Source organism: Rhodobacter capsulatus (assembly GCF_052363175.1).
Lineage (GTDB): Bacteria > Pseudomonadota > Alphaproteobacteria > Rhodobacterales > Rhodobacteraceae > Rhodobacter > Rhodobacter capsulatus_D.
In genome coordinates this window covers 3,522,759-3,536,195 of record NZ_CP198946.1, presented here as the reverse complement: position 1 = coordinate 3,536,195, position 13,437 = coordinate 3,522,759, and the positions used below count along the sequence as shown (strand labels likewise).

Annotated in this window: 12 protein-coding genes; 8 read left to right on the top strand and 4 right to left on the bottom strand. The window is 66.3% G+C overall.

Annotated elements, in window-relative coordinates; all coding sequences use genetic code 11:
- Position 1 precedes the first annotated feature (1 nt).
- The 7 genes from ACTTAI_RS18310 to ACTTAI_RS18280 all read left to right on the top strand — a co-directional run bounded on the left by ACTTAI_RS18310 (position 2) and on the right by ACTTAI_RS18280 (position 7,257).
- Positions 2-1,489 carry an aldehyde dehydrogenase family protein gene (locus ACTTAI_RS18310; protein WP_444452921.1) on the top strand — a complete coding sequence of 496 codons (1,488 nt, stop codon included), beginning with the start codon at positions 2-4 and terminating at the stop codon, positions 1,487-1,489.
- The gene (locus tag ACTTAI_RS18305; protein WP_444452920.1) at positions 1,486-2,232 is read left to right on the top strand and encodes an NTP transferase domain-containing protein; all 747 of its coding nucleotides are present in this window, start codon (positions 1,486-1,488) and stop codon (positions 2,230-2,232) included. The genes ACTTAI_RS18310 and ACTTAI_RS18305 overlap by 4 nt, the downstream gene beginning before the upstream one ends.
- On the top strand, positions 2,219-3,610 hold the full coding sequence (locus tag ACTTAI_RS18300; RefSeq protein WP_444452919.1) for an NAD(P)/FAD-dependent oxidoreductase: 1,392 nt from the start codon (positions 2,219-2,221) through the stop codon (positions 3,608-3,610). Before ACTTAI_RS18305 ends, ACTTAI_RS18300 begins: the two co-directional genes overlap by 14 nt.
- Positions 3,611-3,735: 125 nt before the next feature.
- Positions 3,736-4,620 (top strand): siderophore ABC transporter substrate-binding protein, encoded by an 885-nt coding sequence (locus ACTTAI_RS18295; RefSeq protein ID WP_444452918.1) that lies wholly within the window; start codon positions 3,736-3,738, stop codon positions 4,618-4,620.
- A gap of 6 nt (positions 4,621-4,626) precedes the next feature.
- A complete protein-coding gene (locus ACTTAI_RS18290; RefSeq protein ID WP_444452917.1) occupies positions 4,627-5,565 on the top strand; it encodes an ABC transporter permease in 939 nt (312 codons plus the stop codon).
- Complete coding sequence (locus ACTTAI_RS18285; RefSeq protein ID WP_444452916.1) at positions 5,555-6,502, top strand: iron chelate uptake ABC transporter family permease subunit; 948 nt, start codon at positions 5,555-5,557, stop codon at positions 6,500-6,502. Before ACTTAI_RS18290 ends, ACTTAI_RS18285 begins: the two co-directional genes overlap by 11 nt.
- On the top strand, positions 6,499-7,257 hold the full coding sequence (locus ACTTAI_RS18280) for an iron ABC transporter ATP-binding protein (RefSeq protein WP_444452915.1): 759 nt from the start codon (positions 6,499-6,501) through the stop codon (positions 7,255-7,257). The genes ACTTAI_RS18285 and ACTTAI_RS18280 overlap by 4 nt, the downstream gene beginning before the upstream one ends.
- Here ACTTAI_RS18280 and ACTTAI_RS18275 read toward each other — a convergent pair.
- Positions 7,245-8,810 carry an enterochelin esterase domain-containing protein gene (locus tag ACTTAI_RS18275; protein ID WP_444452914.1) on the bottom strand — a complete coding sequence of 522 codons (1,566 nt, stop codon included), beginning with the start codon at positions 8,808-8,810 and terminating at the stop codon, positions 7,245-7,247. The genes ACTTAI_RS18280 and ACTTAI_RS18275 overlap by 13 nt on opposite strands.
- The gene (locus ACTTAI_RS18270) at positions 8,810-10,936 is read right to left on the bottom strand and encodes a TonB-dependent siderophore receptor (protein WP_444452913.1); all 2,127 of its coding nucleotides are present in this window, start codon (positions 10,934-10,936) and stop codon (positions 8,810-8,812) included. Before ACTTAI_RS18270 ends, ACTTAI_RS18275 begins: the two co-directional genes overlap by 1 nt.
- Before the next feature lie 132 nt (positions 10,937-11,068).
- Between ACTTAI_RS18270 and ACTTAI_RS18265 the strand changes: the two genes are divergently transcribed.
- Positions 11,069-11,908: a helix-turn-helix transcriptional regulator gene (locus tag ACTTAI_RS18265; protein WP_444452912.1), complete on the top strand. Its 840-nt coding sequence runs from the start codon at positions 11,069-11,071 to the stop codon at positions 11,906-11,908.
- Positions 11,909-11,920: 12 nt separating this feature from the next.
- Here ACTTAI_RS18265 and bfr read toward each other — a convergent pair whose 3' ends face one another.
- On the bottom strand, positions 11,921-12,406 hold the full coding sequence (gene bfr / locus ACTTAI_RS18260) for a bacterioferritin (protein ID WP_013066657.1): 486 nt from the start codon (positions 12,404-12,406) through the stop codon (positions 11,921-11,923).
- Positions 12,407-12,862: 456 nt separating this feature from the next.
- Complete coding sequence (locus ACTTAI_RS18255) at positions 12,863-13,336, bottom strand: RrF2 family transcriptional regulator (protein WP_444452911.1); 474 nt, start codon at positions 13,334-13,336, stop codon at positions 12,863-12,865.
- Positions 13,337-13,437 lie beyond the last annotated feature (101 nt).

Here is a 13,437-nt window from a genome sequence, read left to right as displayed (position 1 = left end):
GATGCACAAGACCCGTCTTTACATCGCAGGGGCCTTTGTCGCGCCGCAGGCGCAGGGGTATTTCCCCGCCATCGACCCGGCCACCGAGGCGCCCTTTGCCGAGGTGGCCGCCGGTCAGGCCGCCGATATCGACCGCGCCGTCCGTGCTGCGCGGGAGGCCTTCGATACTGGCATCTGGTCGGAGCTGAGCGGCACGAGCCGTGCCGCGATGCTGCGTCTGGTGGCGCAGGGGCTGCGCGCGCGGCTGGCCGAAATCGCCGCCCTTGAGGTGCGCGACAACGGCAAGCCCCTGCCCGAGGCCGAATGGGATGTGGGCGATGCGGCCTTTGCCTTCGACTATTACGCCGATCTGGCCGAGGCGCGCGACAGCGACCCCGAAGAGCCGGTGGATGTCGGCGATGCCCGCTTTGCCGCCACGATCCGGCGCGAGCCTCTGGGCGTGGTGGCCGCGATCACGCCGTGGAACTTTCCGCTGCTCATGGCGGTCTGGAAAGTGGCTCCGGCGCTGGCGGCGGGCTGCACCATCGTGCTCAAGCCTTCGGAATTGTGCTCGCTCTCCTGCGAGGTGCTGGCGCAGATCATCCATGCCGCGGGCATTCCCCCGGGCGTCTTCAACCTCGTGACCGGCACCGGCCCCGAAGCGGGGCAGCCGCTCGCCGATCACCCGCTGATCGACAAGGTGGCCTTTACCGGCTCGGTGGCGACCGGGCGCAAGGTGATGATGGCGGCGGCGGCCGGGATCCGCACCGTCGCGCTGGAACTGGGCGGCAAGTCGCCCTTCGTGATCTTTGCCGATTGCGACCTCGACAAGGCGGTGGAGTGGATCCTGTTCGGGATCTTCTGGAACAAGGGCGAGGTCTGTTCGGCCACCTCGCGGGTGCTGGTGGAACGAAGCCTCTATCCGGCGCTGCTCGCGCGACTGCAACAGGCGACCGAGGCGATCCCCATCGGCGCGGGCAGCATGCCCGGAGTCAAGCTTGGCCCGATCGTGTCGCAGGGGCAATATGACAAGATCTGTGCCGCGATCGCGGCGGGAAAGGCCTCGGGGGCACGGCTGGTGACGGGGGGCGATCGCCCCGAGGGCCTGACGCGCGGCTATTTCCTGCGCCCGACGATCTTTGCCGATGTGCCGACAGACTCTGCGCTCTGGCGTGAGGAAATCTTTGGCCCGGTGGTCTGCGTCAACCCCTTCGACACCGAGGCCGAGGCCGTGGCAGAGGCCAATGACAGCGCCTATGGCCTGGCCGGCGCGGTGATGTCGGACGATCTGCAGCGTTGCGAGCGGGTCGCCCGCAAGTTGCGCGCCGGGATCATCTGGGTGAATTGCTCGCAGCCCACCTTCACGCAACTGCCCTGGGGCGGTGTCAAGGCCTCGGGCATCGGGCGCGAACTGGGTCGGGCCGGGTTCGAGGCCTATTTCGAAACCAAGCAGATCACCCGGTTCGACAGCCGTCAGACTTGGGGCTGGTATCTGGGCCGCGACGCATGAGCCCGGTTGCCGCAATCGTTCTGGCGGCGGGCAAGGGCAGCCGGATGGGGTCGGATCTGCACAAGGTGCTGCACCCTCTTGCCGGGCGGCCGATGCTGGCGCACCTTCTGGACAGCCTTGCGCAACTCGGCGCGGCCCGGACGGTCGTGGTCGTCGGGGCCGGGCGGGAGCAGATCTTGGCGGCTTTCCCCGATCTGCCCACCGTCGTGCAGGAGCGCCAGTTGGGCACGGGTGATGCCGTGCGTGCGGCGCAACCGGCGTTGCAGGGCTTTGCCGGAACGGTGCTGGTCCTTTACGGTGATGTGCCGCTGATCCGTCCGGCGACGATGCACAAGCTTTGTGCCGCGGTGCAGGGGCCGGTGGCGTTGGCGGTTCTCGGTTTTCGCCCCGAAGACACCCGCGCCTATGGTCGGCTTGTCACCGCGCCCGACGGCAGTCTGAGCCGGATTGTCGAGCATGCCGAAGCCAGCGAAGCAGAGCGCCGGATCGGGCTGTGCAATTCGGGGGTTCTGGCGGTGCGGGGTGACCTGCTTTTTGCGCTTCTTGCGCGGGTGGGCAACGACAATGCCAAGGGCGAGTTCTATCTGACCGACATCGTGGCCCTTGCCCGGGCCGATGGCCACAGCGTCGGTTGTGTCGAAACCGATCCGCTGGAGGTGACCGGCGTCAATTCCCGCGAGGAACTGGCCCGTCTTGAAAGGCTTCTGGCCGACAATCCGGGGGAGCTTCATGACCCAGCTTGAGGAATGCCTGAGGGGGGCCGCGCTGCGCCCCTATTGGTTTGAGACCGTGGCCGCGCAGCCCGTCTGCCCGCCGCCCGTCTCCGATATCCGCGCCGATCTGGCGATCGTGGGGGGCGGTTTCACCGGGCTTTGGTCGGCGATCCATGCCCGCCGCCGCGCGCCCGAGGCGCGGATCGTGCTGCTTGAGGCGGGGCAGGCGGGGCAGGCTGCCTCGGGGCGCAATGGTGGCTTTTGCGCGCCGTCGATCTCGCACGGGGTGGGAAATGCGCTCGCCCGCTGGCCTGCCGAGGCTGACACGCTGATCCGGCTCGGGCGTGACAATCTGGACGGCTATGCCCGGGATGTGGAGGAGCTGGGGCTCGACATCGGGTTTCAGCGTCAGGGAAAGCTCAACATCGCGCAAACGCCCTGGCAAGAAGCGGCTCTGCATGCGATGGCCGGGAACTATCGCCAGTTCGGGATCGCGTGCAACCTGCTGACCGGCCCGGCCTTGCGTGCGCGCTTTGACAGCCCGATTCATTCGGTTGGCCTGTTCGAGCCAAACTATGCGCTGGTCAATCCGGCACAGACCGTGGCAGAGTTGCGCCGCGTTGCGCTGTCGCTCGGGGTCGAGATCCATGAGCAGACGCCGGTCACCGCCCTGCACGCGGGCGCGGCCGAGGTGACGCTGATCACCCCCGAGGCGGTGGTGCATGCGGATCGGGTGATCCTTGCCACCAATGCCGCGGTGCCGCTGCTGCCCGGGTTGCGGGCCGCGATCATCCCGATTTTCGACTACACGATCATGACCCGTCCACTGAGCGCCGAGGAACTGGCCGCGATCGGCTGGACGGCCGATCATTCGGTGGCCGATATGGGCAACCAGTTCCACTACCTGCGCAAAACGGCCGACAACCGGATTTTGTGGGGGGGCTACGATGCGGTCTATCATTTCGGCGCCCGGCGCGATCCGGTCCTGCTGGACCGCGTGGAAAGCTACAACCGGCTGGCGCGGAATTTTGCCCGTGCCCTGCCGCAGCTGGCCGATGTGCGGTTCACCCATGCCTGGGGCGGGATCATCGACACCTCGGCCCGGACCACGTTCTTTGCCGGACAGGCCTGCAACGGGCGGCTCGCCTATGCGCTGGGCTTCACCGGTCAGGGTGTGTCGGCAAGCCGGTTTGCCGCGCTTGCGATGCTTGATCTGCTTGATGGTCTGGACACCGAGCGGACCCGGCTGCAGATGCTGCGCCGCAAGCCGTTTCCCTTCCCGCCCGAACCGTTGCGCTGGGTCGGCATCCGCTGGGCGCAGGCCGGTCTGGCCGCCGAAGACAGGACGGGTCGCCGTTCCGTGCTGAACCGCGCGCTTGACAGATTGGGCATCGGTTTCAGTTCCTGATGCGCAGCGGCCCGCCGTGCCAGCCGGGCGCTGAACGGGTCGCTAAGCACTGGCCATTCCGGCGACAAGCGGCTATTCCGGCAATGCGAAGCCAGTTTCAGCCACGCCAAACCCGGAGAAACCCGATGAAACGCTTCGCGCTTGTGGCGGCGCTGTCGCTGGCCGCTATTCCCGTTCTTGCAGATCCTGTCGAGATCCCCACCGCCCGCGGTCCGGTGAGCCTGCCTGTCGCCCCAGCCTCGGTGGCGGTTTTCGATGTGGCCGCCGCCGATACGCTTGCGGCGCTGGGTGTCACGCCCACCGGTCTGCCGGAAAAGCTTTACGTCAAATATCTTGACCCGAAGGGCGCGGTGCCGATCGGCACGCTGTTCGAACCCGACCTCGAGGCGCTTTCGACCCTCGCGCCCGATCTGATCGTGGTGGGGGCGCGCTCGGCGGCGCAATTCGATGCCGTGGCGCAGGTGGCACCGACGATCGACATGTCGATTGCTGCGGATGTCGTGGGCGATGCCCGGGCCCGGCTGGCCGCCTATGGCAGGCTCTTTGGCAAGGAGGCAAAGGCGGCAGAACTGGAGGCCGCGCTTGAGGACCGCATCACCAAGGTGCAGGCGGCGGCAAAGGGCAAGGGCGATGCGCTGATCGTGCTGACGAACGGGCCGAAGATTTCCGCCTATGGTCGCGGCTCGCGCTTTGGCTGGCTGCATGACACGGTCGGCTTGCCCGAGGCCTATCCGGCGCTGAAACCCGAGGTGCATGGCGATGCGATCTCGTTTGAATTCATTGCCGAGGTCGATCCCGACTGGCTGATCGTGGTGGATCGCGGTGCCGCCACCGGAGCCGAGGGGCCCTCGGCTGCCGAGACGCTGAACAACCCGCTGGTGGCGGGCACCAAGGCGGCGAAGGCCGGGCATGTGGTGATGCTGAATGCCGCCGATCTTTATGTCGCGGGCGGCGGCTATCAGGCGCTGATGGAGAATCTGGGCGAACTTCTGGCCGCGCTGAAAGGCTGAGCGCCGATGCCGCGCCCGTTGATGCTTGCGCTAGTTGCGCTTGGCCTGCTTGCCTGCGCCAGCCTGTTCGTGGGCGCGGCCAGTCTGGATGGCCGGGCCGCGCTTCTTCTGGGCGTCTCGCGCCTGCCGCGCACGGCGGCGGCGATCCTGACCGGGGCGGCGCTGGCCGTGGCGGGCGTGGTGATGCAGCAGATCGTGCGCAACCGCTTCGTCGAGCCCGCCACGGCGGGCACGCCCGAGGCGGCGGCGGCCGGGCTTCTGGCCGTCACGCTGGTTGCCCCCGCCGCGCCGATCTGGCTCAAGATGATCGTGGCCGCCCTTTCGGCCCTTGTCGGCGCCGTTCTTTTCGCCGCGCTGATCCGCCGACTGCCCGCGCGCGAGGTCTATCTGGTGCCCTTGGCCGGTCTGATCCTTTCGGGTGTTCTGGGTGCGGGCGTGACTTTTGTGGGCTGGGAAACCGACCTCCTGCCCTATGTCTCGGTCTGGCTGATGTCAGGCGAATTTTCCGGCGTCATTGCCGGGCGCTATGAACTTTTGTGGTTTGCGGGGGGGGCAGTGGCGCTGAGCTGGTTCGCCGCCGACCGCTTTGCGATCCTTGGCCTCGGCCCCGAGGCGGCGACCGCCCTTGGCCTGAACCCGCGGGCGGTGCTGCGCCTTGGCCTTGCGGTGGTGGCGATCGTGACGGCGATGGTGGTGGTGACGGTCGGCATGTTTCCCTTTGTCGGGCTGATCGTGCCCAATCTGGTGACGCGGGTGATGGGCGACAATCTGCGGGCCGCCCTGCCGGTCGTCGCGCTGGCGGGGGCGGGGCTGGTGCTGGCCTGCGATCTGCTGGGGCGCATCCTCATTCATCCCTACGAGATCCCGGCCGGGACGATTCTGGGCGTGATCGGGGCGCTTGCCTTCCTGTGGCTTTTGTGGCGAGGCGACCGCGATGGGCGCTAGGCTTTGGATCGCCCTGGCGGCGGGCGTGATGCTGGTCACCGGGCTTTGGTTGTTTCAGGGTCTCTCCGGAAATGCCGGTTTTGTGCTTTCCTTGCGGGCGGGCAAACTGACGGCGTTGGCGCTGGTGGCGGCCTCGGTCGCGATGGCGACGGTGCTGTTTCAGACCGTGGCGCAAAACCGTATCCTGACGCCCTCGATCATGGGCTTCGATGCGCTTTATCTGCTGGTGCAGAGCCTTGCGCTGGCGAGCCTTGGCATCTCGGGCTTTGCCGCCCTGCCTGCCGGGCCGAAATTCCTGATCGAGACCGCGCTGATGGCGAGCCTTGCCGCGGTGCTGTTCGGCACGCTTCTGGGCCGCGCGCGGGGCGCCGACATCGGCCGCACGATCCTGAGCGGGGTGATTCTGGGCATCCTGTTCCGCTCCGGATCGGTGCTGGTGATGCGGGTGCTGGACCCGAATGCCAATGCCGTCGTGCAATCGGTGAGTTTCGCCAATTTCTCCCGCCCCTCGGTCGAGACACTGCTTTACGCCGCCATACTGGCTGTTCCCGCGATGGCGCTGGCGCTCTGGCTGGGGCCGCGGCTTGACGTGCTGGCTTTGGGGCGGGATCGGGCGCTCTCGCTTGGCCTGCCGCATCGGGCAATGGTGAGGGGCACGCTCGCGCTGGTAGCGGTGCTGACCGCGACGGCCACGGCGCTGGTCGGGCCGATCGCCTTCTTTGGGCTGATCGTGGCGGGGCTGGCGCAAAGCGTCGCGCCCGGGGCACCGCATCGGCAGCTTCTGCTGCTCGCGGTCGGGCTGGCGCTGATCGGGTTGATCGGCGGGCAATGGGTGTTCGAGCGGGTGCTGGGCCTCAAGGCCACGCTCAGCGTCGTGCTGGAATGCGGTGGCGGGCTTTTGTTCCTGATCCTGTTGATGCGAGGGAAAATCCGATGATCGAGGTGGCAGACCTGTCTTTTACGGTGGGCGGGACGCAGATTCTGGCGCCGACGACGCTGACCCTGCCCGCGGGGAAGATCACCGCGCTGATTGGCCCGAACGGGGCGGGGAAATCGACGTTCTCGCGGCTGATTGCGCGGATCGAGACGCCGCCGCCCGGGACGGTGCGGGTGAACGGGCTCGATGTTGCGGCGACATCTGGCGCGCGTCTGGCACGGGAACTCGCCTTCATGGGACAGCACACCGGGCTCGCCTCGCGGTTGCGGGTGCGGGAACTTGTGGCTTTCGGCCGCTGGCCGCATTGCCAGGGCCATCCGGGGCCATCCGATCAAGCCGCGATCATCCGGGCGCTGCGCGATTTCGAACTGGAGCCCTTGGCGCACCGCTTCCTGGACACGCTTTCGGGCGGGCAGGCGCAACGGGCACATCTGGCGATGGCGGCGGCGCAGGAAACGCCCTGGCTGATCCTCGATGAACCGCTGAACAACCTCGATCTGGCCCATGCACGGGCGCTGATGGCGCATCTGGCGCGGCTGCGCGACGCGGGGGGATCGGTTCTGATCGTGCTGCACGATCTGAACTTTGCCGCCGCCTGGGCCGATCATGTGGTGGCGATGAAGGCGGGGGCGGTGGTGGCTTTGGGCAAGCCCGAGGAGGTGCTGACCGGGCCGGTCCTGTCGGCGCTTTACGACACCGAAATCGAGGTGGCCGCCCACCGGGGGCGGCCACTGGTTCTGCATCACTTGCCGTAAAGGCGGATCAGCCCCTCGGTCAGCTCGCCGCGCCAGATGAAGTTGTCGTGCCCGCCGGTATGGGGCAGGAAGGTGACATCGGCGCCGCGACCCCGGAGCGCGGCATAGACCTGACGTCCGCTTTCGCGCAGATCGTCGGGGGCCGGCCCCTCGGCACCGCTGCGGGCGGTTTCATAGGCGCCCGCGGTCAACACCAGCCGCGGCAGCCGGGCCGCTTCCAGAAACCGCTCTGCCATCCAGACCAGCGGCTGCTGGCCCCGCCCCTCGGGGCCCCACCAGAACGAAGGCGACAGCGCAATCGCCGCGCCGAAACGGTCGGGGTGATCCAGCGCGATCCGTGCCGCACCGATCCCGCCAAAGCTGGCGCCCGCCAGAACCGTACGCGCGGGCTCCGGCGTCATCCGCAGATGCGCGGCGGCGAAGGGCAGAAACTCCTCGGCCATCGCGCGGCTGAAATCCGGGTTGCCCGGCAGTTCTGCGCTGCGGGTATCCCCATCGATCGGGTCGATGAAGACCACGGCCAAGGGCGGCAGGCGCCCTTCTGAGACCAGCGTCTCAAGCGCGCCGGGAACGCGCCAATCCCGCACTGCCGTCGGCCCGTCGAAGACGAAGAGCAACAGCGCCCGCGGATCATCGGGCGAAAAGCCGGTGCTGCGGAAAAACTGTATGCGACGGGTGTTGTGCAGGATCTTCGAGGCGAAGCGGCTTTCCTCGACCGCCAGTGCCCTGGCGGGAAAGCCCGGTTGCGGCGGTGCTGCGGGGCCTTCATAGACCGAGGCGCTGCCGCTTTCCTCGGGCCAGGGGCGGAGGTTCAGCGGATCGGGGCCGATGGTCGCCAGAAGGGCCATGCGCTGCGCCCGGATCGAGCCGGTCATCTCGGGCACGTCGGGCGCAAGCCGGTAGGCCAGCCGGATGTCCGGGCTGACGCGATAGCTGCGATACCAGACATCCGATGTCCCCAGACGGCTCAGCCAGTCGTGATCGCTCGAAGGGCCGCCGATCAGGCGCACATTCCGCACCGGACCGCGGTAAAGGAAGGTCAGGATCAGCCCGTCATCCGCCGGTTCCACAAGGGGCGTGCCCTCTCGCGTCACCTCGGCCCAGAAGGCCGTGGTGTCACCGCCTTGCGCCACGGCCTCGGCCAAGGCGGCGATCTTCGGGCTGAGATAAGCCGTCGGTGGTGTGGTCTGCGCTTCGGGCCCCACCACCTTGGTCAGGCGCAGCGAAAAGGCGCTGCCCTCGGGGCCGGTCACCCGCAGCGCCCCCGCGGATGGCATGACAAGGTAGAAGTCCTGCGCGCCATCGCTGCCGCGCGCCAGTTCCCGCAACCGACCGCCCGGCCCGATCAGATCGAGCGCCTGTTCGACGCCACCGGGCTGAAAGCGCCCGGTGACATAGCTGCGTTCCGGCACGGCAAGAGGGATCAGCCGCCCGTCGCCGGAGAGGGTCGTCGACAGGGTCTCGCCCTGGGCCAGACCATCGCAAAAGGACGCTGACGGCAGGGCAAGCCCCGCCGCCAGCACGATCCCTCCGAGGGAAAGCGAGGGACGCATCAGAATTTGTAACTCACGCTGGCGGTGACGGTGCGTTCGGAGCCGACGAAGCAGGCATAAGCGCTGGCGCAGGAGGCGACATACTCGCGGTTGGCCAGATTCTGCACGTTCAGCTGTGCCCGTACGCCCTCGGCCGCGGGCGTGAGACGGCCCAGATCATAGCCAAGCGCCAGATCGACCAGCGTCACAGAAGGCACTTCGAAGGTGTTCGTGGAATTGCCCTGCGAACTGCCGATATGGCGCAGGCCAAGGGCGATGTCATACCCTGCCTCTGCGGTATACTTGCCCCAGATCGAGGCGGTCATATGCGGCACCCGTGCCGGGGTCTTGCCCAGTTCGGCCGCGTTCGTCGTTTCCTTCACCTCGGCATCGATCCAGCCCGCAGACGCGATCACGCTCCAGCCCTGCCCAAGCTCCGCCCGGCCTTCAAGCTCCAGCCCGCGGCTGTCGATCTGGCCGATCTGCTCATAGGCCGACAGGGTGTTGTTGTAGACCAGCACCCCGGTCTGGCTGAGGTCGTAAAGGGCCGCCTGCGCAAAGAGCCGCCCGTCGGCCGAGGCCCATTTTGCGCCGATCTCCAGCTGTTCGGCCTCGGTCGGATCGAAGGGCGTCGAGGTGCCCGAGGATTGCGTCACCGGCTCGAAGCTTGTCGAATAGCTGATGTAGGGGGCGATGCCGTTGTCGAAACTGTAAAGCGCGGCGATGCGGCCGGTGGTGGCGGTGTCGTCAAAGACGGTGGTGGTTCCGGCCTGGTTGTCGGTGATCTCGCTCTTGAAATCGTCGAAGCGCAGCCCCGCCGACAGCGTCCATTTGCCCACCGTCGCCTGATCCTGCAGGTAAAGCCCGGTCTGGCGCGCGTCGGTATCGGTGTCGCTGACGCGGTCGGACAGGTCGAAGTCGCTCAGCCCATAGACCGGGTTCGTCCAGTCGATCGAGGCGGTGGTGAAATCATAGCCCCAATGATAATCGCGGTGGCTGTCCTGATAATCGAGACCGGCCAGCAGCGTGTGCTCGACCGCGCCGGTGTGGAAGCGGTGCTCGATCGAGAGATCGACCAGCCCTTGGCGCAGCGCATCCGTCCCGCCCGAGGCCGTGCGCGAGATCGTCACCCCGTCGGAGGCCAGCGCTCCCCAGGTCAGGGTGCGGTAATCGCTGTCGATCTTGCTCAGCCGGGCCTTGGCGCGCAGCGTGGTGCTGGCCGACAGATCATGCTCGAATTCGGCCCCCAGCGCCTTGGTGTTGCGGGTCGAACGATCCCAGGCCGGGTCCGACACCAGGAAATCCCACGGCACCAGACTGCCGGTCGCTGTCGGCGTCAGCGAGCCCACCGCCTCGCGGAAGTTGCGGAACCCGGCATCCGGTTCGTTCTGCACGATCGCCAGAACGGTCAGACGGGTGTCATCGGTCGGCGCCCAGGTCAGCGAGGGCGCGAAGGAAAACCGTTTCTGCTCAAGCCCGTTCTCCTGCGTGTCGACGCGCCAGCCGGTGCCCGCCAACCGCCACGACAGCGTGTCCGAGAGCTTGTCGCCGATGTCGAAGGACAGGCCCGCACGATCGCCGGTGCCGACTGTCGTCGTCATCTCGCCATGATGGGCGCCGTCGGCCTTTTTCGTTGTCATCGCGATCAGCCCGCCCGGGTTCGCCTGACCGTAAAGCACCGAGGACGGCCCCTTCACCAGTTCGATCCGCTCCAGCAGCGCCGGGTCGATCTGTCCGAAACTGTTCGATCCGAAGGTCAGCCCGTCCAGGAACCGCGGCACATAATAGAAGCCGCGCACGAAGGTTTCGTCATGCAGGTTCGAGCTGCCGCGATATTCGGTGAAGATGCCGGGCGTGTAGCGCAAAGCCTGCGCGACCGAAGTCGCCCCCTGATCGGCAATCTGGCTGGCCGGAACGACCGAAATCGACTGCGCGGTCTTCGTCAGCGGGGTCGCGGTCTTGGTGCCCGCATGCGAGCCCTGCGCGACATAGCCCGTGACGTTTTCATCGACCGCGCCGCTTGTCACGTCGATCTGCTGCAGCTCGGTCGTGTCTTCGGCCCGCAGCGCCGTGGCCGACAGCACAGTGGAACAGATCAGCACCGCCAGAAGCGGCGAGAACCGGGGCAGGGGGGCAGGTCGGGACATCTTGGTCTCCTGAAGCTTATCTTGTGTAATTTTGTCAGGTATTATAATCTACCCCCGGTCGGGTCGATCCCCGGCCTCTCTGGCAACCCGTCAAACCGTTTTGAAATTCCGACAAACCCCTCCGAGCCTCCGATGAGCATCCAGCACTTCCCCGGTGATTTTCGACTCGGCGTTCTCAACGAGCCGCGCCTTGGCGTGATCGAGACCGGCCCCAGCCGGGTCGAGCCGAAACTGATGGTGTTTTTGCTGCTTTCCGGGCATCAGCGTTTCGTGCTGGGCGGACGGCGGATCGAGATGGACGCCCGGACGCTGCCCGATGGTGCGCTTTTTCGCGTCACTCAGCCGACCGAGGTGGTGTTTGAACACAACTTCGGTCAACCGCTGACGAAGCTGTCATTGGCGATGCCGCCCGACTGGCTGGAAAACCTCGCTGCGCCGCTGGCGGGGGCGCTGCCCGATCTGGCGCAGGATCTTGCGGTGCTGCGGTTTCTGCCCGGTCCCGCGTCCCTTGAAACTGCCCGGGCGATCTTGCGCGAAGAGGTGCCCTTGCGGCGGATGGCGCTGGGGATGACGCTGCTCGATCAGGTGATCGCAGGGCTGGCGGGACGGCAACCCGAACCGCTGGCACAGATTGGCCCCGAGGGCGGGGCGGCGATCCTTGCCCGGTTGCGGCGCGAGATTGTTGCGACGGCGGGTGAAAAGCTGGCCGCCCCGGATCTGGCGCGGCGCTGCGGGATCGGGTTGCGCAGTCTTGAACGCCTCGTGCGAGAGGCCGAGGGCAGCTCGCTGGGCGCGCTGATCCGGACGGAACGTATGGAAATGGCGCTGCGCTCCTTGCGCGGCGGAGCCAGTGTTGCGCAGGCGGCGCATCTTGCGGGGTATGGCAGCGCGGGGAATTTCGCCACCGCGCTGCGCAATCGGTTCGGCATGACCCCGACGGATGCGCGGGATGCGGCCCTGAGCCGAAGATGAACCCGACCGGACTTACTCGGCCGCGTCCATCGGCGCGGCGTTGAGCAGGGCAAATCCCTGCGGCCCGAGCCGGTCGTAAAGCGAGATCTGGGTTTCAAGGAAGTCGACGTGACCTTCTTCGTCGGTGATCAGGCTTTCGAAGATGTTCTTCGACACGATGTCACCCACTTCGGCGCAATAGTCCCGCGCCTCGCGGTAAAGCTTCAGCGCGTCATGCTCGCCCGCCAGATCGCATTCGAGTGTCTCGCGCGGGCCTTCGCCGATGCGCAGCGGGTCGAGTTTCTGCAGGTTCGGGTGTCCCTCAAGGAACAGGATCCGGGCGATGATCTTGTCGGCATGCCCCATTTCCTCGATCGATTCCTCGCGGCTTTTCTTGGCCATTTTCGCAAGACCCCAGTCTTCCTGAAGCCGGAAATGCACCCAGTATTGCGAGATCGCGGTCAGTTCCGACCGGAGTGCCGCATTGAGAAACTCGATGACCTTTGCGTCGCCTTTCATGGCTGCGTCCTTTCCTTATCCCTGTTGCCGAAGTCGCAGATTGCGCAGTTCCGCCGGGACCGCTTGTGGATCCGCAGGCACAGCCAGATTGGCATTTCCTGTCATGGTTGCAAGGAAAAGCGGCATGCAGGAGCCGCAGTCGGCGCGTTTCCCAAGCGCACGATAAATCTTGCCGGGGGTGATCAGTGCGAAACGATCCGAAGCCCGCATCCAGTCGATGGCGGCATGGATGTCGCGGTCGGTGATGTGCTGGCAGTGACAGACGATCATTGCGGGCCTCCGTTGTGAAATACCTAGGGAAACTGTCGGAAAAGTCAATCGGAGTCTTTTTATAAAGTATATCTGGCACAAGGGTTGCGTGTCCTCGGCCGCGCGACCGGGGCAGGCGTTGAACCGTCATCGGGGGGGATGATCGGGCGCGATCCTGTCGGTATGGATGACCGACACCCTTGGCGATCAGCTCATCTTGAGCGCGTCGATCCGCGGCCCGCGCAGGGGTTGCGGCCCATCGACCTCGTTCAGGAAGTATTTCGGCCGCAAGATCACATCGGCGAGCGTGTATTTCGCCAGAACGCCCAGAAAGGCTTCCAGCGCCTCGTTCGCGATGTTGGGCAACCGGCAGGGCCGTGAAATCCGACATTCATTGCCAGTCAGATAGCATTCGAACAGGCCGAAATCCGGCTCCGTCGCCAGAATCACATCCGACAGATTGATCTGATCGGGCTGCCGCGCCAGCGTGAAGCCGCCGTTCCGCCCCTTGCTCGACACCAGAAATCCGCCGCGCGCGAGCGCCAGAACCACCTTTTTCACATGCGCCCGGGAAATCCCGAACCAGTCCGAGACCTCGTCGATGGTGACACGTGTCTCGGGCTTGCCCGCCGTATAGATCAGCAGGCGCAGGGCGTAGTCGGTGAAGGTCGTCAGGCGCAAGGGTCACCTCTGAACAGATGCGAATATCCTTACGCGAAAAAACCTGTCGGTCGAGGTTCGATAAAAAAGACATTCTACATGACTTAAATCAAGGTCGGTGA